Here is a 19,440-nt window from a genome sequence, read left to right on the forward strand (position 1 = left end):
TATTGAAGGCCCTAGAGATATCCCGTCGCCCACCGGAAAGCAAAGAAAACATTGACACATAGGGGGGGCGCACCTAAGTCAATCTGCCTATGGGAGACACATCCAAATGAATGTCAGTGTGGTCGATCCGTATGGCCCCTCCAACGGGAAGGACAACTTTCCCGGTTTGCGCGTGACGCTGGGCGAGGACCGCCCATTGCCGCTTGATTGCGGCACCGAGCTGAGTCCCTTTAGCGTCGCCTATCAAACATACGGGTCCTTGAACGACGACAAGTCCAACGCGGTATTGATCTGCCACGCGCTGACCGGGGACCAGTTCGCCGCCGATGTTCATCCCATCACCGGCAAGCCGGGCTGGTGGGAAGCGCTGATCGGCCCCGGCAAGACTCTCGACACCGACCGCTACTTTGTTATTTGCAGCAACATCCTCGGCGGCTGCATGGGCACCACCGGGCCGCGCGAAGTCAATCCGGCCACTGGTCAGGCATGGGGCCTTGAATTCCCGGTCATCACCATCGCCGATATGGTCCGCGCACAGGTCCGGCTGATCGATCACTTGGGTATCGACCGGTTGTTCATGGTGCTCGGCGGGTCCATGGGCGGCATGCAAGTTCTGGAATGGGCGGCTGGCTATCCGGACCGGTTGTTCGCCGCGGTGCCCATCGCCACCGCCGCCCTACATTCAGCACAGAATATCGCCTTCCACGAAGTGGGGCGGCAGGCCATCATGGCCGATCCGGATTGGTCCCATGGGCGCTACGAAGCCGAGGGCGTGGTCCCGCACCGAGGCCTGTCGGTGGCCCGCATGGCAGCCCATATCACCTATTTGTCGGAACCCGCCCTGACCCGCAAATTCGGGCGCCGACTACAGGACCGCCAAAGCGTCGCCTTTGGTTTCGATGCGGATTTCCAGGTGGAAAGTTATTTGCGCCACCAGGGTTCCACCTTTGTCGATCGCTTCGACGCCAATAGTTATCTCTATATCACCCGCGCCATGGATTACTTCGATCTGGCTCAGCGCCATGGGGGTATCCTGGCCGATGCCTTCCGCGATACGCCGGTGCGGTTTTGTGTCTTGTCGTTCACCAGCGACTGGCTCTATCCGACTTCGGAGAACCGGCGCATTGTCCACGCGCTCAACGCGGCGGCGGCCAATGTCAGCTTCGCCGAGATCGAAAGCGACAAGGGCCATGACGCCTTTTTGCTGGAAGAGCCGGAGTTCCACCGGGTGCTGGCCGGATTCATCGCCGGCTCGGCGGAACGGCTGAGTCTGGAGTCAACCCGATGAGCGCCCTGGGCCACAGCGATATCCGCGTCGACCTGCAACTGATCGCCGATATGATTCCTTCCGGATCGCGGGTGCTTGATATTGGCTGCGAAGACGGCACCTTGCTGGAATACCTGACCTTGTTCAAACAGGTGGACGGGCGCGGTATCGAGCTGTCCAACGAAGGGGTGCGGGCCTCGGTGGCCGCCGGTTTGTCGGTGATTCAAGGCGATGCTGATACGGATCTGGAAGCCTATCCGGACAAGGCCTTCGACTATGTCATTCTCAGCCAGACCTTGCAGGCCACCCGGCGCCCGGACCAGGTTTTGGCCCATCTGGTGCGTATCGGCACCCATGCCATTGTCTCGGTGCCCAACTTCGGCCATTGGCGGGTCCGCTGGACCCTGTTCGCCAAGGGCCGCATGCCGGTTTCCCGCAACCTGCCCTATGAATGGTATGACACGCCGAATATTCACTTGTGCACACTGAAAGACATCATTCGGCTGTGCAACAAGCTGGGCATCACCATTGAGCGTTCCATATCGGTGAATGCCAGCGGAGTCCCTCACCGGATCGGCACCAGCCTGGCCGCCGCCAATCTGTTCGGCGAGCAGGGCGTATTCCTGCTGCGTAAGCTTTAGATGTGACGTCTCAGGAGGTTGTCCGCCAACAGCCTTGCATCCCCCCGGTCATCCCCTTATATGCCCTGCGGTGTTCCAATGAATAGAAGAGCCCGACCATGACCCTCATCGAGCGGATCGGACGATTTGTCGAAAGCGGCCCGGTTCAAAGCTTCATCTCTGTCCTCATTGTCCTCAACGCCATCACCTTGGGTCTGCAAACAGTCCCCTCGGTGATCGAGGCCTTTGGCGCGGCCCTGGATGTTTTTGACCAGTTGGTTTTGATCGTGTTCGTGTTGGAAATCGGCGGCAAGCTGGCCTGGCGCCGCGTCGATTTCTTCCGCAACGGATGGAATATCTTCGATTTCGCCATTGTCGCCATCGCCCTGATGCCCACCACTGGCGAGTTGAGCGTGCTGCGTGCCCTGCGGATCTTGCGGACCCTGCGCCTGATGAGCGTGGTACCGGCCATGCGGCGGGTAATCGGAGCCTTGTTCACCGCCATCCCCGGTATCGCCTCGGTGGGCGCGATCATCTTGTTGCTGTTCTATGTAAGCGCGGTGCTGACCACCAACTTCTTCGCCGCGACCTTCCCCGAATGGTTCGGTTCCATTGGCGCCTCCATGTATACCTTGTTCCAGATCATGACCCTGGAAAGCTGGTCCATGGGCATTGTGCGGCCGGTGATGGAGCAGCATCCCTGGGCCTGGGTATTTTTCGTGCCTTTCATCCTGATTACCAGCTTCGCCATTCTCAACCTGTTCATCGGTATCATCGTCGATGCCATGCAATCCCAGCACGCGCTGGAAGAGGAAGCCGCCTCTCACGAAGACGCCTTGAAGTTGGAAGCGGAACTGGCGGACATGAAGGACCAACTCAAGCAGATTCGGGGATTGCTGGAACAGCGCTCCTAATTTTCGCTGTCAGGCGCATCCTCTTGCGGTGGCGGCAGGGGTTGCTGCAAGGGGGCCAGCCAGCCATTGAGCGAGGCCCAGTCCACCTCGGGGATAGTCAGCAGTCCGGCCGGTCCGGCGGAGAGAGTGCGATCGGCGACCTTGATCGGTACAGAGAGCGCTGGCGGCCCTTGTTTCTGCGGCTTGGCGAAGGCGGCGAGGATAATCCGCGCCATGGTCGCTTCACGGCTACGAATCACCCCGGCATTCCGCAAATTCTCTAGCATGTCATTGAAGCCGACCACCTTCGCCGTGGCGTCCCCCACCGGCGCCAGCTTGTCGTCCAGGGCAATCGTGCCGGTCGCCATTACGCGCGTACGCCCTTGGCCCAAGGTCAACTGCTCGATGGCCAGGGTCCCGTTGGCATCCCGCCATGCCATCAATGCCGGGGTCACGGGTCCGCCGGGCAGCCCCCCCAACAGAGACGCTTTGATTTTGACTTCCTGCATCGGATCCAGGAATCCCGCGCCATCCAGGTTCCGCCCGTCAATGGTGAGGGTAAAGGTCGGGTCTTCGGAACCGCCTTCGGGGAATCGCTCCGTGTTCAGAGTCAACTGGCCGATGGTCAGCAAAGGACGCCCGGCGGAAGGCGCGGCCAACAAGTTGGCCGCGGTCACGACAATATGGTCGGGCCATTCCCCATCGAACAAATCGAACTCCGCCCGAAGCGTCGTGGCCGTTACCTGCACCGGCCAGCGTCCGACCGCCGGTCCCGATAGGTCGTGGACACCATCCAGGTCAAGGATGGCCGATCCCGGCCACCAGGGGGCGCCCAGCAGGCGGATCTCCGGCGAGGCCATGGCCCAGGCTCCCTGCCCCTTTCCACCGGACAGATTGGCGTTTGTCACGCCGACCCTGAAATACCCGGGAAACCCTGTCAAAGTAACCTCATCATAGGAAATCTCGATGCCGCGGCTCTTCTGATAGGCGACCCAATTGCCCACCTCGTCGCGCATCAGGCTGCCCATGAAATACCAGTAGCCGGTATAGATCGCGGCAGCGATGAGGGTGATGGCCGTGGTGATCGCCAGCTGGGTAAAAACCCGCAACAACTTCGAAGGCTCATAGGTCATGGCCGGATGCGGTTGCCGCCCCGCCACAGGGGCACGACCTGGCGAGGGATTGAAGGTCTTGCGATTGGGCGCTGGAAGACGAAGGGGAGGTTGCTTAGCCATCGACGATCCTGGTCACGGGACGAATGCATCCTATATAAACGCTCAGGCGATCCCTGGCGAGAGTCGCCCTTTTGCTTTTTGGACCCCATCATGACATCCTCCACACCGGCCGCCGAGAATTCTCTGTTCATCAAGGCCATGCCCGGACTCTTCGTATTATTGTGGAGCACCGGATTCATCGGCACCAAATCCGGCCTGCCTTTTGCCGAGCCTAACACCTTTTTATTCCTGCGCTTTGCGATCCTGGTGGTATTGCTGGTTCCTTTTACCCTGGCGATCAGGGCCCCCTGGCCCGCGACGAAGATGGCGGCCCTTCATATCGCGGTAGCGGGAATTCTGGTCCATGGAGGCTACCTGGGTGGCGTATTCGGCGCCATTGGTCAGGGACTCCCGGCCGGGCTGGTGGCCTTGATTGTCGGATTGCAGCCTTTGTTAACCGCTTTTGGGGCCTTTCTGTTCTTGCATGAATCCATCAACCGTTGGCAATGGACCGGGTTGGTCCTTGGGCTGGCAGGGGTTGGTTTGGTGCTCTCCGACCGCATGGACGTGACCCTGTGGAACTGGACCGGATTTGCCCTGAGCATCGTTGCCCTGTTCGGCATCACCACGGGAACCCTTTATCAAAAACGCTTTTGTGGCCATATGGACATGCGGAGCGGCCTTGCCATCCAATATGCCGCCGCGGCCATTCCCATCGGGTTTTTGGCCTTGCTGTTCGAGACCCGCGAGGTCCATTGGACCTGGGAGTTTGTCGGCGTGATGGCTTGGCTGGTGGTGGTCCTGTCCATGGGGACGGTGGCTCTGTTGTGGATCATGGTACGGCGGGGAGCGGTTTCCCGCGTGGCCAGCCTGTTCTATCTGGTGCCGCCCTTTACCGCCTTGATGGCCTGGGGTCTGTTCGGAGAAGAGATGGGCCCCTTGGCTCTGATCGGCCTGGCGGTGGCCGCAACGGGGGTGGCTCTGGCCACCAAGGAGAACCGATGAGCAATGATCGAGTCTGGGTCTTCGGGTATGGATCCCTCATGTGGAATCCTGGCTTTGCCCATGCCGAGCGGGCCCCGGCCTTGCTGCACGGTTATCACCGGGCTCTATGCATCTACTCCTACCATCACCGAGGCACACGAAAGAAACCGGGATTGGTCCTGGGCCTTGATCAGGGTGGCTCCTGTCGGGGCATTGCTTTTGCCGTGGAGAAGTGCCACTGGCCAGAGGTGCATGCCTATTTGGATGCGCGGGAGATGCCCGTTGTTCCCGGAATCCCGCCGGAAGAAGGCGCCATCTACGAACCACGTCAACTCTCGCTGAGCTTGCCCGATCGCAAGGTCACCGCCTTGTGCTACGTGGTGCGCCGGGGACATCCGCAGTATTCGGGACGGCTTTCACCGGATGAATCGGCGAGACTGGTCCGCCAAGGCGAAGGGCAGAGCGGCACATCGCGAGACTACCTGACCCAGACCGTGGCTCACCTGGACGCGTTGGGCATTCCCGACGGACCGCTGCACCAGTTGTTACGCCTCGTGGGCTGACGTTTCCGGAAACAGCATCTCCAGATACTGCCTGAAATGACGAAGGTGGATGCCCGTGAGCCCGGCTGTCTCATGGGTCCGTTCGAGAATGAAGCCACCTTCGTACAAGGACAGGACCATGTCGGCCAGATCCTCGGCTTTGGTATCGAAACGCGGCGGATGACCATCGATCACACGTTGAATCAGGGCTCCGAGTTCCTTGCGCCAGTACAGCAGGGCATCGACGATGGTGCCGGCTGTATTGTCATCGAAGAGCTGAACTTCGTAGCAGTAGGAGGCATATAGGCAACCAGGGTAAGGTTCGGTCATGCCTTCCATCTCGTCAGCCAGGATTCCGACCAACAGCAGCAACTGTGCACGGGGTTCGCTGGTCAATGACTGCACTTTCGCCAGCGTGGAATCATAGTGGGCCTTGTCCAAAAGAGCATGCCGGTCGATCAGCGCCTGGGCCAATGCCGACTTGGCCTTGAAATGATAGAAAAAGGCACCCTTGGTGATGCCGGTCTTGGCAATGATCTGATCCACCGAGGTGGCGGCGAACCCCTGATCGAGTATCAGGCTCTGGGCGGCATCCATTATGGCGGTTCGGGTAATGCTTCCGTCGCGGGGCATGCAATCTCCTCTTTTTGATGTTGACTCCATCTTATACCGACCAGACGGTATGTTTCAAGTTTATAATATGACCTCCGCAGGACTCCCCATAGAATCCACTAAAATATTGAAATATATGCACTACGTATCCCTTTCGCAGACCCCATATCGCCCCCTTAAAAAACCGTTTGACAAATCCATCCCCAGGCGTAAATATACCGACTAGTTGGTTTAAATAAAACCTCACCAGTCACTAGGAGACACGTTATGGATATGCAGAATAGGAACCTGGAAGCCGAACCCGTTTTGGACCAGGCCCGCCAGGAAGCCTTTGAAAACCGGATGGTGGATGCCCTCAATGCCGGGGCCTTGTGCCTGATGACGTCGGTCGGTCATCGCACCGGGTTGTTCGACGCCATGGGAGACGGCGCCGCACGGACCATCGACCAGTTGGCCACCGACGCTGGATTGAACAGCCGCTATGTGCGGGAATGGCTCGGAGCCATGGTCTCGGCGCAAGTCGTCGAACATGATCATGACGGCGGCACCTACCGCCTGCCCGTCGAACATGCCGCCTGCCTGACCCGGGATGCCACCCCCAACAACCTGGCGGTTTTTACTCAGTACATGCCACATCTGGGCACGGTGGAAGACGATATCGTCGCCTGCTTCAAAAACGGGGGGGGCGTGCCTTATGGTCGCTATGGACGGTTCCATGAAATCATGGCCGAAGATTCCGGACAGACGGTCCTGCCCGCCCTGCGCGATCACATTTTGCCCCTGGTCCCCGACCTGACGACCCGATTGGAAAAAGGAATCCGGGTGCTGGATGCCGGGTGCGGTCGCGGGCGGGCCTTGATCATGATGGCCGAATGGTTCCCCAATTCCACTTTCGTTGGCTACGACCTGTCCGCCGATGCCGTCGCCCATGGCCGCGCACAGGCTGAAAAAAGAGGCCTCGCCAACGTGACCTTCGAGCAGCGCGACCTGACCGGGTTCGCCACCGAAGCCGACGCCCATTCCTTCGACCTGGTGACCACCTTCGACGCGGTGCACGATCAGGCCGACCCCTCTGCCCTGTTGCGCGGGATCCGTCACAGTCTGGCGCCGGGCGGCGTTTATCTGGCCCAGGACATCAAAGGCTCCGGCCATCACCACCATGACCGGGAGCACCCCATCGGCACGTTGCTCTATTCCCTGTCCTGCATGCATTGCATGCCGGTATCCTTGGCCCAGGACGGGGCTGGGTTGGGAGCCATGTGGGGCAAGGAAACAGCCCTGCGCATGTTCACCGAGGCCGGATTCGACAACGTCGAAGTGCATGAACTGGATCACGATATCCAAAACTATTACTACGTCTGCCGCCCTTAATCGGAGACCCATAAATGGATCGGACTCATGACACCCTTGAAACCATCGAACGGGCAGCCCTCGCCGACCTGCAGGGAGCCGGGCTGCATCAAACCCTCATCGGCGGCGCCCTGGTCTCCATGGGCGGCCTCGACTCCAGCGTCGTCGTCAATCGAACGATTGGTCTTGGTCAGGCCAGCCCGGCCACTCGGCGGGACGTGGAAGCCATATGCGCCCATTACCGCGATGCCGGGATAGGCCGTTGGTTTGTCCAGGTGGCTCCCGACGCCCAACCGGCGGCGCTGCCCCAATGGCTGACCGACGAAGATCTGAAACCCATGCGGCGTTGGATGAAGTTCACCCATGACGGCCAGTCGCTACCCCAAGCCGCCACGGATTTGGCCATTCGTGAGATCGACCGAGATCACGCCGCCGATTTCGCCCGCATCGTCAACGAAAGCTTCGAAATGGATGCCGCCGCCGAGAGTGGACTGGCCGGCCTGGTGGGCCGCCCCGGCTGGCATATCTTCATGGCGTTCGAAGGGGATACCCCCGCCGCCGCCGGAGCTTTATTCATTAAAGACGGCGTGGGCTGGTGTGATTGGGGAGCCACCGATCCAGCGTTTCGCTGTCGAGGAGCCCAATCGGCAATCCTGGCCCGACGAATCAAAACAGCTTTCGAAAACGGTTGCCGTCTCCTGGGCACCTGCACCGGCGAGGACGTGCCCGGCGACCCGCAGCATTCCTATCGCAATATCGAGCGATCCGGATTCAAGGCTGCTTATTTGAGGGACAACTACGCCCCCTATTGACGACCGCGTTCAGTTTGCCATGATGGCGCGCGAACAGGGGGAGCACGATCATGGAAAAGCTGTATGGCAAGGCCAAGGAAGCCAACTGGAGATTCCATAACTTTTCCGACATCGCGGGCAATTTTCTGGTGGATGTGTTCCATATCGGCGCGCTGTTTGCCATTGGCGCGGCTGTGGTTTGGTCGGCGGCACAGGAGTTTTTTGCCCTGTTCGACAAGCCCCATGCCACCGTCGAAGATATCCTGCTGCTGTTCATCTATCTGGAACTGGGCGCCATGGTGGGGATTTACTTCCGCACCAAACACATGCCTGTACGTTTCCTGGTCTATGTGGCCATCACCGCCCTGACCCGCATGATGATCGGGCACATTGGCATGCACCACATCCCCGACATGGGCATTGTTTATGTTTCCGGGGCCATTCTCATCCTGGCTTTCGCGGTTTTGATCCTGCGGTTCGGTTCGCACCAATACCCCTCCCAGGCATCGGTCACCGCGAGCAAGCAAACCGATGCGCCCGGCGAGGGAAAGTCAGGGCTTACCGAGGTCTGACGACCGCCTGCCCGCGCTATTTTCCGTCTCCGATCGACATGATGCTCTCCGGCGATTTTTCCGCCAGAAGTCCCGGCCCCGCAGCATTCGCAACAGGACCGGGCCGCCTCTTCACGTTAAGTAATCGGATAAATATCCCCCCCTCCGGTTGACGATTCGGTCAATGAGCCCTAGTGTTCCTCCGGCTCCGAGGGGCTCTCAGAAAATATTAGATAAAACGATCAAGGAAACGGTCATGAATGATCCGTATACAACGGAGTATGAGTTAGGGCAGGACAACCTGCGAAAATTTGGCATGGATATTCACCATCCGGTATTCTGGATATCCGCTATTTTGGTTCTTTTGTTCGTCATCACCACCATCGTCATGCCAACCGAAGCCAAAGGCGTCTTCGACGGCGCTAAGAGCTGGTCGATCAATAATTTTGACTGGCTGTTCATGGTCGGTGGCAACATTTTTGTGCTGTTCTGCCTGGCGTTGATCTTTCTGCCCGTGGGCAAGATCCGTATCGGCGGCGACGGCGCCCGGCCCGAATTCACCACCTTGTCCTGGTTTGCCATGCTGTTCGCGGCGGGTATGGGCATTGGCCTGATGTTCTGGAGCGTCGCCGAACCCACGGCCTACTACACCAACTGGTGGGGCACGCCTTTGAACGCCGAGGCCAATACCCCGGAAGGCGCACATATGGCCATGGGCGCGACCATGTTCCACTGGGGTCTGCATCCCTGGGCCATTTATGCGGTGGTTGCCCTGTCGCTGGCCTTCTTTACCTATAACAAAGGCCTGCCGCTGACCATTCGCTCGGGCTTTTTCCCGCTGCTCAAGGATCATTGCTGGGGCTGGTTCGGCCATGTGATCGATGTGGTGGCGGTGCTGGCGACCCTGTTCGGCCTGGCCACGTCCCTGGGATTCGGTGCCCAACAGGCGGCCAGTGGCCTGCATTTCCTGTTCGATATCCCCAACACCATCAATACTCAGATCGCCATCATCATCGGCGTCACCTCGTTGGCTTTGGTCTCCGTGGTGCGCGGGCTGGACGGTGGCGTAAAAGTGCTCAGCAACCTGAACATGGGCTTGGCGGTCATCCTGTTGATCTTCGTTTTCATCGCCGGACCGACCTTGGCCATTCTGATCACCATGGGCGATACCGCTTTGGCCTATGTGGAAAACCTGATTCCGCTGAGCAACTGGATCGGTCGCGAGGACGAGAAGTTCTATCACGGCTGGACCGTGTTTTATTGGGCCTGGTGGGTATCTTGGGCACCGTTTGTCGGCATGTTCATCGCCCGCATCTCCAAGGGCCGCACGGTACGGGAATTCGTCACCGCGGTGCTGCTGGTCCCGACCCTCGTGACCCTGGTATGGATGAGCGTCTTCGGTGGTACCGCCCTGGACCAAATTCAGAACAACGTCGGCCAGTTGGCCAACGGCCTGGGCGAGGTCTCCCTGGCCATGTTCCAGATGCTGGAAAATCTGCCGCTGAGCTCCGTGGTCTCCTTCATCGCCATCGTCTTGGTGCTGGTGTTCTTCATTACCTCCTCGGATTCCGGGTCTTTGGTGATCGACAGCATCACCGCCGGCGGCAAGGTCGATGCCCCGGTACCGCAGCGGATCTTCTGGGCGGTGATCGAAGGGGTGATCGCGGGCGCCTTGCTGTTTGGAGGCGGGGCCGATGCCCTGGGCGCCTTGCAGGCAGCGGCCATCGCAGTGGGCCTGCCCTTCACCCTGGTGCTGATCTTCATGTGCATCAGTCTCTACATGGGATTGAGCAGTGAGTTGAAGCTGCGCAAGTAATCGGCTCAAGGGGGGCTTTGTCAGCCCCCCCTCCACCCGAACGAGAATCGGCCCCGCCTTGTTCAAGGCGGGGCCGATGCAATAGGTAGCCCTGTTTCGGCAGGACCGAGGGCTCAGTACATGTGCTGGCCACCATTGACCGAAATGGTCGACCCGGTGATGAAATCCGCATCATCCGCCACAAGGAAAGCCACGGTACGGGCAATATCCTCGGCATGGCCCAGGCGTCCCACGGGGATCTTGGCAATGATCTTGTGCAGGACTTCTTCGGGCACCGAACGCACCATGTCCGTGTCCACATACCCAGGCGCAATGGCATTGACGGTGATGCCCTTGCGGGCGCCTTCCTGGGCCAGGGCCTTGGTAAAGCCATGGATGCCGGATTTGGCCGCGGCATAGTTGACCTGTCCGTACTGGCCGGCCTGACCGTTGATGGAACCGATGTTGACCACCCGGCCGAATCCTCGGTCATTCATGGAATCCCACACCAGCTTGCACATATTGAAGCAGGAGGTGAGGTTGGTATGGACCACATCCTCCCAGTTCTCGTAGCTCATCCGCTTCATGGTGCCGTCGCGGGTGATCCCGGCATTGTTGACCAAGATCTCGATGGGCCCCAGGTCCTGGGTGATATGGTGGATACCCTTTTGGCATTCCGCGAAATCTGCCACGTTGAAGCGGAAGATGGGAATTCCGGTTTCCTGATGGAAGGTTTCGGCCTTTTCTATGCTGCCCACATAAGTGGCGGCGACCTTATAGCCCTTTTCCTTCAGGTTTTCGGCAATGGCTCGGCCAATGCCCCGGGTTCCTCCGGTAACGACTGCGACACGATGCATGACGAATGCCTCCCTGTTTTCTTATGGATTAGTCGCGGGCCACGCACATGGCGATACCCATGCCGCCACCGATGCATAGGGTCGCCAGACCCTTCTTGGCGTCGCGTCGCTTCATCTCGTGCAGCAAGGTGACCAGGACCCGGTTGCCCGAGGCACCGATGGGATGACCCAGGGCGATGGCGCCACCGTTGACATTCACCTTGTCCAGGTCCCAGCCCATGTCCTTGTTGACGGCACAGGCCTGCGCGGCGAAGGCTTCGTTGGCTTCAACCAGGTCCAAATCGTCGGCAGTCCAACCGGCCTTTTCCAAAGCCGCCTGGCTGGCCGGGATCGGCCCGGAGCCCATGATCGCCGGATCCACGCCGACGGTGGCCCACGAGACGATGCGAGCCAGCGGTTCCACGCCGCGCTTGGCGGCTTCCTCGGCGGTCATCAGCACACAGACCGAAGCGCCATCATTGATGCCCGAGGCATTGCCGGCGGTCACGGTACCGTCCTTGGAGAAGGCCGGACGCAGTTTGGCCATGCCTTCGATGGTGGCGCCATGGCGGATGTATTCATCCTTGTCGACCACCGTTTCGCCCTTGCGGGTCTTGATGGTTACCGGCACGATTTCCTCGTCGAACTTGCCCGCTTTTTGAGCCGCTTCGGCTTTGTTTTGCGAGGCAACGGCAAAGGCGTCCTGTTCGTCGCGGGTCAGGCCCCACTTGGTGGCCACGTTCTCGGCCGTGGTTCCCATGTGATAGCCGTTGAAGGCATCCCACAGACCGTCCTTGATCATGGTGTCCACCAGATCGGTATTGCCCATCTTGGTGCCCGTGCGCAGATGCACACAATGGGCCGACAGACTCATGCTTTCCTGGCCACCGGCGACGACAACAGAGCTGTCTCCATTGCGAATCGCTTGCAGGCCCAAGGCCACGGCGCGCAGGCCGGAGCCACACACCTGGTTGATGGTATAGGCCGTGCTGCCGTGCGGAATACCGGCCGCGATAGCGGTCTGGCGAGCCGGGTTCTGGCCCGTGCCGGCGGTCAGGACCTGACCCAGGATGACCTCGGAAACCTCTTCGGGAGAGACCTTCGCCCGTTTCAGGGCCTCGGTTACGACGATTTCGCCCAACTCATGAGCGGCAAGGGTGCTGAGGCTGCCGCTGAAGGCCCCAATGGGTGTACGAGCGGCACCGGCGATAACAATCTCGGACATGATCTCTCCTGCTTGGAAATGGGTGTTTAACGCGTGGGCATGGTTATAAGTAATGCCATTACCGACTCGCAAGGGAATTTGCCGCGCCGCACAACGATTCAGCCGACGCGCTGGCCGATCAAGCGGAGAGCTTGCCAATCCAGCGGCTCAAAGGGCCATAGAGCACCGTGCCGGCCCGCGATCCGGCGGTCATACCGATATGTCCGGCCGGGACGATCTGACTGGTGGCGCCAGGGACCGCGTCAGCCAAGGCACGGGCGGATCCAGGCGGCACGATTCGGTCCCGTTTGGGGATCAAGGCCAGCGTCGGCACGCGCACCGCCGATGGATCCACGGGCTTTCCATCAATCTTCCATTGGCCTTGCGCCGGTTCATTGTCCCGATACCAACCCCGCAGGCATTCCAGGGCAACTTTTGGCACCAGCGGCACGCCGTCGTTGAGCCAATCCTCCAGGGCAACGAACAGCCTTGCCCGCGCACTCTTTGGATCAAGCCGGGCAAAGGAGCGGAATTTGGCCGGAATCTGCCAGGGATCGATCCCGGCAAACATGGCCTGCAAGCTGTCCACCGGCAGCTCTCCCGCCGCCTGAACTAATGTCTCCAGTTGCGGCATCAGCGCCTTCATATAGCGTCGTTGGGCTTCCAGCCCGCAGGAGAAGTCCCAGGGGGTTGCCAACAAGGCCAGTCCCGCCACATCGTCGGGCCGCCGTTCGGCCAGGGGCAGGGCCAGCAGGCCGCCCATGCAGTAGCCCACCAAGGTCACCGGCCCCCTGGCACCGGCTCGGGCCTCGGTCAGAAAGTGGTCCAGAGTCCCGGCAATATAGTCATCCAATCCATACTTCTGCTCAGCCTCACCCGGCGTGCCCCAATCCACCAACAATGGTCTGAGGCCTCGCCTGGCCAGGTCGCGAACAAGGCTGCGCCGTTGAGTGAGATCCAGGATATAGCCCCTGTTGACCAATGACGGCACCACCAGGACCGTCGGCCCCTCGCCCCCGGTGCCATAGTCCAACAGCCGCGCCGATCCGATGCTCAGCAAAACAGGGGGATCACTCAACATCCGTCGATAGGGATGATCCCTGTAGGCCCGCACCCCGTTGAGGAACTCCTGCAACTGGCGCCGGGCTTCCGCGTCCACCGCCTGGGTCAGCAGCGCCTGTTCAGGGCTTTCGAGGCTTTCGAGACTGGCCCTTAGGTGCGTCGCCCGCTCCTGAAGCTCCGGCCTCCAGGGTATCGAGCCGTTGCTCAATGCGGTCAAGCCGCCGCGCGATGTCAGCCAGGTCAGCACCGCCGTGCCCATGTGCAGCGGTAGCGGGCGCGGCCCCTGGCGCGCCGGGGGTTGCTGTTCCGTCATTGGTTTTCATCCCTCCGGTCCCGGCGGCGGCGGCCGACGCAAAGGCGGCGGCGCCCTGGTTCATCATTTCGATGGCTTGGCTCATGGTATTGGCCACCGTGGTATCATCGGCCTGTCCGGACAGCTGTTTTTGCCACAGGTCCAGATACCGCCGGGCCAGGTCCTCGTAGTCGGTCGGATCGGTCACGGGTCGTCCTCTCATGGTGAACCGGCAGTCTATCGCCATTTGCGCTGCATCGAAAGTTTTTGCGGCGCGGCTATTGCATCGCGAAATATCCCGAACTACTGTAGGGTCGGGAGAAAAGTTCCACTCCCCAACAACAGACGTGCCGACAAAAGAGCAGTGAGGAAGGATGAAATGGCCAAGGATCCCGGGGCGATGAAGCCCCCGTTTACGATCAAGAAGTACGCCAATCGCCGCTTGTACAACACGGCGACTAGTAGCTATGTGACTCTCGATCATCTGGCGCAGATGGTAAAGGACGGCACGGAGTTCGTCGTCTATGACGCCAAGTCCGGCGACGATATCACCCGCTCGGTGCTGACGCAGATCATTGTCGAAGAGGAAAACAAAGGGCAGAACCTGTTGCCCATTGGCTTCCTGCGCCATCTGATTAGCTTCTATGGGGATTCCCTACAGGGCTTGGTGCCGCGGTATCTTGAGCATTCCATGCAGGCTTTTGCCCGCAATCAAGAACAGATGCGCCACTACATGCAGGACTCTCTCAACGGCCTGTTTCCGTTTGGCCAGTTCGAGGAGATGAACAAGCAGAACATGGTGTTGTTCGAAAATGCCATGCGCATGTTTGCCCCCTTTGCCGACGAAGACGGCAAAGCGGAAGATGGCAAGTCGGAAGATGGCTCGGGTGAACCCAACGGACCGAAGACCGAAGCGGGGACCGAGTCTCAGCCCCTCAATCTGGTGCAGTCGCAGTTGCAGGAAATGCAAAAGCAATTGGACGCGCTCGCCAAGGTGGCGACAGGCGGCACGGACGATACCAAGGACAAATAACCGCTTTATTCCCGCAATGCCTATGTGGTATGAACGGCGCCCAAAGTAGGTTTTCCGCCAAACGAGAAGGCCGGTCAAGAACCATCCATACACCGTTTGGGATAAGGAAACCGGTATATCATGAGCAGCCCCGCTTCTCCTTCTGAGACCTCCCGTTCGCGCGCCGGCGACATTGACCGGTTCGTGGGGAGCCGTATTCGTGAACGACGAGTCATGTTAGGTCTCAGCCAGCAGCAGATGGCCGACATGATCGGTGTAACCTATCAGCAAGCCCACAAGTACGAGCGCGGCATCAACCGCATCTCGGCGGGTCGGCTCTATGAAGTGGCACAGGCCCTGCAAGTCCCGGTGGGTTATTTCTACGAAGGCCTGGAAGAATCCGAGGCCGAGAACGAATTGCTGTCCCGCCAGCGCATGTGCCTGGAGCTGGCCCGCAACTTCACCCAGATCGACAACGAACGGCATCAAGAAGCCCTGAGCCAACTGGCCCGGGCGTTGGCGACGGAATAGGCCGCGACCGGCAGCCCATATCGAATGGTTTGCTCTTCCTCGTGCTTGGCTTACCAAGGCTTTAGGCGCGAAACCGCCTATTCGGCGACTCCCTCCCCTCAACCGCTCTTGTCAGCATCGCCGTTACCACCCGATTTGGGCACCGGAAAGCAGTGCAGCATGACCATGAACTCCCGTGCGCCATCGGGGCCGGGGGTACCGGTCGGGGGTGAGCGGCGGGTTTCCTCCCAAAGCAGGGCGGTCAGCTTTTCCTTGAACGCCTCGGCCTGTTCCGCCGTCATCATCAAGGTGTAATCGCTGGCATTGGAGGCCCGCCGCCACTCCGGCGGCTGTTGCGGGAATTCTTCCACCGCCTGCCGCATCAGATCCATTTGCTGGGCGAGCACCGCCCGGATCATCGCCAACCCGGCTTCCATCTCTTCGTCCGAGAGCTCGGCGGGGTCATCGCCGACCACTTCGTCGCGCGCCCGCCACCATCGCTCGCGCTTGTTCCCCAACGCCGTATCCTGCGCGATGAAGCCGTATTCAGCCAGCTGGCGCAGGTGGTAGCTCGTCGCACCGGAATTGAGGCCCAGGCGCTTTGCTAGCCCCGTCGCCGTGGCCGGTCCGTCAAAGCGCAAGATCCCCAGAATACGGAGTCGATCCGCATGGGCGAGCGCCTTGAGGGCGCCGGTATCAGGTGTGGTGGAATCCTCTCGCATTTATTCGAGATCTTCTCTTCGGTTGTGGGACCGCGCCAGTCTAGTGGATTGGTCCCAGCCTTTGGAATCAATCATTTTCGATCGGCTCAATCTGCTCTTTTGGCTCGGTCTGATTGCCTCGCTCTCAATATATGTCGCATTCAACGCCTATATTGCAAACTTTTCTTTGCAAAAATTTCTTTGCAAATTATATTTTGCAATATATAAGGCTGATCATTGTGATGAGGCGGGACGGTGAGTCGCTCTGAAAGGCGCCCGCCCCGCAGAGCGAACGGATGAAGATCAAGACCATGATTCCAGCCAGAACGTCGAACCCCATGCGCCGCATCCTGTCGATCCGTAACTTCCGCCTGCTGTTTGCCGGGACGAGCTTGTCGGTTCTTGGCGATCAGTTCGCGTTGATCGCCACCCCATGGCTGGCGCTGGCCCTCACCGGGGATGCCTTGACCCTGGGGATCGTGTTGGCCCTCGAAGGCCTGCCGCGCGCGGCCTTTCTGCTTGTCGGCGGTGCCGTGACAGACCGACTTTCGCCGCGACGGATGATGGTGATTGCCGATGGCGCGAGGCTGGCGATGGTCATGACGATGGCCATTGCCGTCCTCACCGGGTCCATTGACCCATGGATGCTCTACGCCTTCAGTCTCGGCTTGGGCATCGCCGCCGGAATGGCATTGCCCGCCGAGCGCAGCATCGTACCGACCTTGCTTTCGAAGACAGATCTCCAGGCCGGAAACGCGCTCATCATGGGGATGATGCATATCGCCGGGTTTGTCGGTCCGTCCTTGGCCGGAATCATGATTGGCACATCCGGGGGCACGGCCTCGGGCGTTGGAACCGCCTTGGTGATTGATGCTGCAAGCTTTGCCGCCTCCCTTCTCTGTCTGATCCTGATTCGCGGACAAAACGACGCACGCCTCTCAACCAAAGCGCCCCGTGAAAGTGTGCTGGATTCGATCCATACGGCCTGGCGCCATGTATGGCGTGACCCGGCGCTGCGGCTGATGTTTCTGCTTCTGGCCGCCATCAACTTTCTGATGATCGGGCCGCTGTTGGTGGGAATCCCGCTTCTGGCCAGCACCCGTCTGCCGGAGGGCGTGGTGGCGTACGGAATGCTGATGTCGGCTTTTTCGGGGGGCAATCTTATGGGGTTCGTGGCTGCGGGCGCCCTGCCCTGGCCCGGGGCTCTTGTCATCCGGATCATGGTGATCGGCCTGCTGGCGGGGTTCGGGATCGTCGTGGGTTGCTTGGGTCTCCCCACATCAACCCTGACCCTCATGGCCCTGCTGTTCGTACTCGGAGCGGGCAACGGATATTTGGCCATCCTGCTGGTCACATGGCTCCAGACCCGGACGCCGGAGCATATGCTCGGTCGCGTCATGAGCTTTCTGCTGCTCGCCAATACCGGCCTCATTCCCGCCTCCCAAGCGCTGTCCGGTGCCATCGGCCAGTGGAACCTGGACGCCCTGTTCGCCGGAGCGGGCGTCTTATCTCTCGCGGTCACCCTCTGGGCGGCCACGCGCCAACATTTCACCCTTTTCACCACCAGCCTTGCGGCCAACGCCGCACACAACCTCAAAAAGGAAAGACCATGAATACCGTCAAAACCTTGTTGGTCCTCGCCGTTCTCGCAGCGACATCCAGTGCAGTTATCGCTGAAGAAACCCCCAAAACCGTCGACGCCCCAGACTCGTCGGAAGCTCAAAGCAGTGTTGGTCTGGGCGTGGCGATGGTGCCGGAATATGACGGGTCGGAAGAGTATGAATTCCACCTGTTACCCACGGGGAAACTCGCCCTTGGCCGCCATTCGATCGCGCTCACGGGATCCGACCTACGCGCAAACCTGCTCTGGGGTCCGGTCACCCTGGGACCCATTGTCAGCTACCGCGCTGGGCGGGATGCCGATGTGAAGCATGCGCAGGTCTCGCTACTGCCAGAGATTGATGGGGCGGTAGAGCTCGGTGCTCACCTTTCCGTCGCTCTGACCGACTCATTCGCCCTGTCGGGAGAGATGCTCGCTGATGTCTCCGATGTTCACAGGGGCTTTCATGGCAAACTATCTCTCGATATCCAGCAGCCCGTCACCGACCGGCTGGCGCTGATGGGGTCGGTCTCCTCCTCATTCATGGACAGCAACTTCGCCCAGACCTATTTCGGCGTGACGGCGACGGGTGCGGCGGCCAGTGGACTGTCAGCCTTCGACGCCGACAGCGGGTTCCGGGACGTGGGCCTGACCATCGGCGCGGCCTATCAACTGACCGAAAGTGTCTCGCTGAACGGCATGCTCGGCTACAGCCACCTGTTGGGCGAGGCCGGAGACAGCCCCATCGTCAAAGCGGGATCCAGCGGACAGATGCAGGCGGTTGTCGGGCTGAGTTATTCGTTTTGATTGAAAGAGGGGGAGAGCCTGATGGGGCGGATCGTGGCGACGGTGCGCCCCCTCCCTCATTCCATATCCCGCGCCACCCTGAATCCAATGTTGTAGCTCTTGACCTCCACGCCATTGCGATAGCGGTAAGCCGAGGCGGCGAGTTTGGGGAAGTAGTACCAGGAGCCGCCACGGGTGACCGGCTGGTTGCATTGGCCGGTCATGCGGGCCGAACCATCGGCGGGGGCTTTCTTATGATCCTTGTTCCAACAGTCAGCGACCCATTCCCAGACATTGCCGTTCATGTCGTAAAAACCAAAGGGGTTGGGCTCGAAGGTAGCCACCGGGGCGGACTCGAAGCCACTCCACTCGGTGCCGCAGTCGCGGCAGTTGGCATTGCCCTCGCCGACCTTGTCGCCCCACCAATAGCGGGTCGACGTCCCGGCGCGGGCGGCATATTCCCATTCGGCCTCCGAAGGCAGGCGGTAAGGCTTGCCGGTAAACTCGGCCAGCCAGGCCACGTAGGTTTTGATCTCCGCATAGGTGACATTGATCACCGGGCGGGTGTCGCGGCCCCATTTATGGTCGTGGGGGATCTCGGCACAACCGCCCTTCTCGACGCAGAGCGCATAGTCGTTGAAGGTCACCTCTGTGCGGCCCAGGGCAAAGGGTTTGGCGAAAGTCACCTTGTGGGGCGGCTTCATATGCTTGCCCTTTTCCGCGCCCATGATAAAGGACCCGGCGGGCACCACCACCATCTCGGGGCAGGTCTCGCAATCACGGAAGACCTCTCCCGGCTCCATGGCCCACGCCGGGAC

Annotated in this window: 21 protein-coding genes; 13 read left to right on the top strand and 8 right to left on the bottom strand. The window is 60.1% G+C overall.

The annotated features are described in order from the left end of the window. Nucleotides 1-106 precede the first annotated feature (106 nt). The 3 genes from MGMAQ_RS14265 to MGMAQ_RS14275 all read left to right on the top strand — a co-directional run bounded on the left by MGMAQ_RS14265 (nucleotide 107) and on the right by MGMAQ_RS14275 (nucleotide 2,801). The gene (locus MGMAQ_RS14265; RefSeq protein ID WP_046022067.1) at nucleotides 107-1,288 is read left to right on the top strand and encodes a homoserine O-acetyltransferase; all 1,182 of its coding nucleotides are present in this window, start codon (nucleotides 107-109) and stop codon (nucleotides 1,286-1,288) included. Further along, a complete protein-coding gene (gene metW, locus MGMAQ_RS14270; RefSeq protein ID WP_046022068.1) occupies nucleotides 1,285-1,908 on the top strand; it encodes a methionine biosynthesis protein MetW in 624 nt (207 codons plus the stop codon). Before MGMAQ_RS14265 ends, metW begins: the two co-directional genes overlap by 4 nt. A gap of 98 nt (nucleotides 1,909-2,006) precedes the next feature. Continuing rightward, entirely contained in the window at nucleotides 2,007-2,801 is a 795-nt protein-coding gene (locus MGMAQ_RS14275; RefSeq protein WP_046022069.1) for an ion transporter, read from the top strand. Here MGMAQ_RS14275 and MGMAQ_RS14280 read toward each other — a convergent pair. Next, nucleotides 2,798-4,015, bottom strand: coding sequence for a DUF2125 domain-containing protein (locus MGMAQ_RS14280; protein WP_082085454.1), 1,218 nt, complete (start codon nucleotides 4,013-4,015; stop codon nucleotides 2,798-2,800). The genes MGMAQ_RS14275 and MGMAQ_RS14280 overlap by 4 nt on opposite strands. 90 nt (nucleotides 4,016-4,105) lie before the next feature. Between MGMAQ_RS14280 and MGMAQ_RS14285 the strand changes: the two genes are divergently transcribed. After that, nucleotides 4,106-4,999: a DMT family transporter gene (locus MGMAQ_RS14285; protein ID WP_046023361.1), complete on the top strand. Its 894-nt coding sequence runs from the start codon at nucleotides 4,106-4,108 to the stop codon at nucleotides 4,997-4,999. Further along, a complete protein-coding gene (locus MGMAQ_RS14290; protein WP_046022071.1) occupies nucleotides 4,996-5,541 on the top strand; it encodes a gamma-glutamylcyclotransferase in 546 nt (181 codons plus the stop codon). Before MGMAQ_RS14285 ends, MGMAQ_RS14290 begins: the two co-directional genes overlap by 4 nt. On the opposite strand, the gene MGMAQ_RS14295 is transcribed toward MGMAQ_RS14290, so the two are convergent. Continuing rightward, the gene (locus MGMAQ_RS14295; RefSeq protein WP_046022072.1) at nucleotides 5,524-6,153 is read right to left on the bottom strand and encodes a TetR/AcrR family transcriptional regulator; all 630 of its coding nucleotides are present in this window, start codon (nucleotides 6,151-6,153) and stop codon (nucleotides 5,524-5,526) included. The two genes, MGMAQ_RS14290 and MGMAQ_RS14295, sit on opposite strands and share 18 nt — an antisense overlap. 246 nt (nucleotides 6,154-6,399) lie before the next feature. Between MGMAQ_RS14295 and MGMAQ_RS14300 the strand changes: the two genes are divergently transcribed. The 4 genes from MGMAQ_RS14300 (at nucleotide 6,400) to MGMAQ_RS14315 (ending at nucleotide 10,640) form a co-directional block, all read left to right on the top strand. After that, a complete protein-coding gene (locus MGMAQ_RS14300; protein WP_148560975.1) occupies nucleotides 6,400-7,503 on the top strand; it encodes a class I SAM-dependent methyltransferase in 1,104 nt (367 codons plus the stop codon). Nucleotides 7,504-7,517: 14 nt separating this feature from the next. Next, nucleotides 7,518-8,294, top strand: a complete 777-nt coding sequence (locus MGMAQ_RS14305) for a GNAT family N-acetyltransferase (RefSeq protein ID WP_046022073.1) — start codon at nucleotides 7,518-7,520, stop codon at nucleotides 8,292-8,294. Between the two features lie 50 nt (nucleotides 8,295-8,344). After that, nucleotides 8,345-8,845 carry a phosphate-starvation-inducible protein PsiE gene (locus MGMAQ_RS14310; protein WP_046022074.1) on the top strand — a complete coding sequence of 167 codons (501 nt, stop codon included), beginning with the start codon at nucleotides 8,345-8,347 and terminating at the stop codon, nucleotides 8,843-8,845. A gap of 235 nt (nucleotides 8,846-9,080) precedes the next feature. Continuing rightward, a complete protein-coding gene (locus MGMAQ_RS14315; RefSeq protein WP_046022075.1) occupies nucleotides 9,081-10,640 on the top strand; it encodes a BCCT family transporter in 1,560 nt (519 codons plus the stop codon). A 113-nt stretch (nucleotides 10,641-10,753) separates the two neighbouring features. Here the strand turns inward: MGMAQ_RS14315 and phbB are convergent, their stop codons facing one another. From phbB to MGMAQ_RS21435, 4 genes are all read right to left on the bottom strand, one after another. Continuing rightward, complete coding sequence (phbB, locus tag MGMAQ_RS14320) at nucleotides 10,754-11,476, bottom strand: acetoacetyl-CoA reductase (RefSeq protein ID WP_046022076.1); 723 nt, start codon at nucleotides 11,474-11,476, stop codon at nucleotides 10,754-10,756. A gap of 28 nt (nucleotides 11,477-11,504) precedes the next feature. Beyond that, entirely contained in the window at nucleotides 11,505-12,680 is a 1,176-nt protein-coding gene (locus MGMAQ_RS14325; RefSeq protein WP_046022077.1) for an acetyl-CoA C-acetyltransferase, read from the bottom strand. A 118-nt stretch (nucleotides 12,681-12,798) separates the two neighbouring features. Further along, nucleotides 12,799-13,818: an alpha/beta fold hydrolase gene (locus MGMAQ_RS14330; RefSeq protein ID WP_252508725.1), complete on the bottom strand. Its 1,020-nt coding sequence runs from the start codon at nucleotides 13,816-13,818 to the stop codon at nucleotides 12,799-12,801. A gap of 22 nt (nucleotides 13,819-13,840) precedes the next feature. Beyond that, on the bottom strand, nucleotides 13,841-14,221 hold the full coding sequence (locus MGMAQ_RS21435) for a hypothetical protein (RefSeq protein ID WP_252508637.1): 381 nt from the start codon (nucleotides 14,219-14,221) through the stop codon (nucleotides 13,841-13,843). A gap of 171 nt (nucleotides 14,222-14,392) precedes the next feature. Between MGMAQ_RS21435 and phaR the strand changes: the two genes are divergently transcribed. Continuing rightward, entirely contained in the window at nucleotides 14,393-15,046 is a 654-nt protein-coding gene (phaR, locus tag MGMAQ_RS14335; protein WP_046022079.1) for a polyhydroxyalkanoate synthesis repressor PhaR, read from the top strand. A 120-nt stretch (nucleotides 15,047-15,166) separates the two neighbouring features. Next, nucleotides 15,167-15,556: a helix-turn-helix domain-containing protein gene (locus MGMAQ_RS14340; RefSeq protein ID WP_046022080.1), complete on the top strand. Its 390-nt coding sequence runs from the start codon at nucleotides 15,167-15,169 to the stop codon at nucleotides 15,554-15,556. Nucleotides 15,557-15,654: 98 nt separating this feature from the next. Here MGMAQ_RS14340 and MGMAQ_RS14345 read toward each other — a convergent pair whose 3' ends face one another. Further along, nucleotides 15,655-16,257: a helix-turn-helix domain-containing protein gene (locus MGMAQ_RS14345; protein ID WP_046022081.1), complete on the bottom strand. Its 603-nt coding sequence runs from the start codon at nucleotides 16,255-16,257 to the stop codon at nucleotides 15,655-15,657. 317 nt (nucleotides 16,258-16,574) lie between these two features. On the opposite strand from MGMAQ_RS14345, the gene MGMAQ_RS14350 reads away from it, so the two are divergent. Together MGMAQ_RS14350 and MGMAQ_RS14355 are read left to right on the top strand one after the other, a co-directional pair. Then, nucleotides 16,575-17,849 (top strand): MFS transporter, encoded by a 1,275-nt coding sequence (locus tag MGMAQ_RS14350; RefSeq protein ID WP_052716413.1) that lies wholly within the window; start codon nucleotides 16,575-16,577, stop codon nucleotides 17,847-17,849. Next, complete coding sequence (locus MGMAQ_RS14355) at nucleotides 17,846-18,643, top strand: MipA/OmpV family protein (RefSeq protein WP_046022082.1); 798 nt, start codon at nucleotides 17,846-17,848, stop codon at nucleotides 18,641-18,643. The genes MGMAQ_RS14350 and MGMAQ_RS14355 overlap by 4 nt, the downstream gene beginning before the upstream one ends. 56 nt (nucleotides 18,644-18,699) lie before the next feature. Here MGMAQ_RS14355 and MGMAQ_RS14360 read toward each other — a convergent pair whose 3' ends face one another. Next, on the bottom strand, nucleotides 18,700-19,425 hold the full coding sequence (locus tag MGMAQ_RS14360; RefSeq protein WP_046022083.1) for an SUMF1/EgtB/PvdO family nonheme iron enzyme: 726 nt from the start codon (nucleotides 19,423-19,425) through the stop codon (nucleotides 18,700-18,702). Between the last annotated feature and the right edge of the window lie 15 nt (nucleotides 19,426-19,440).

The organism is Magnetospira sp. QH-2 (assembly GCF_000968135.1).
Taxonomy (GTDB): domain Bacteria; phylum Pseudomonadota; class Alphaproteobacteria; order Rhodospirillales; family Magnetospiraceae; genus Magnetospira.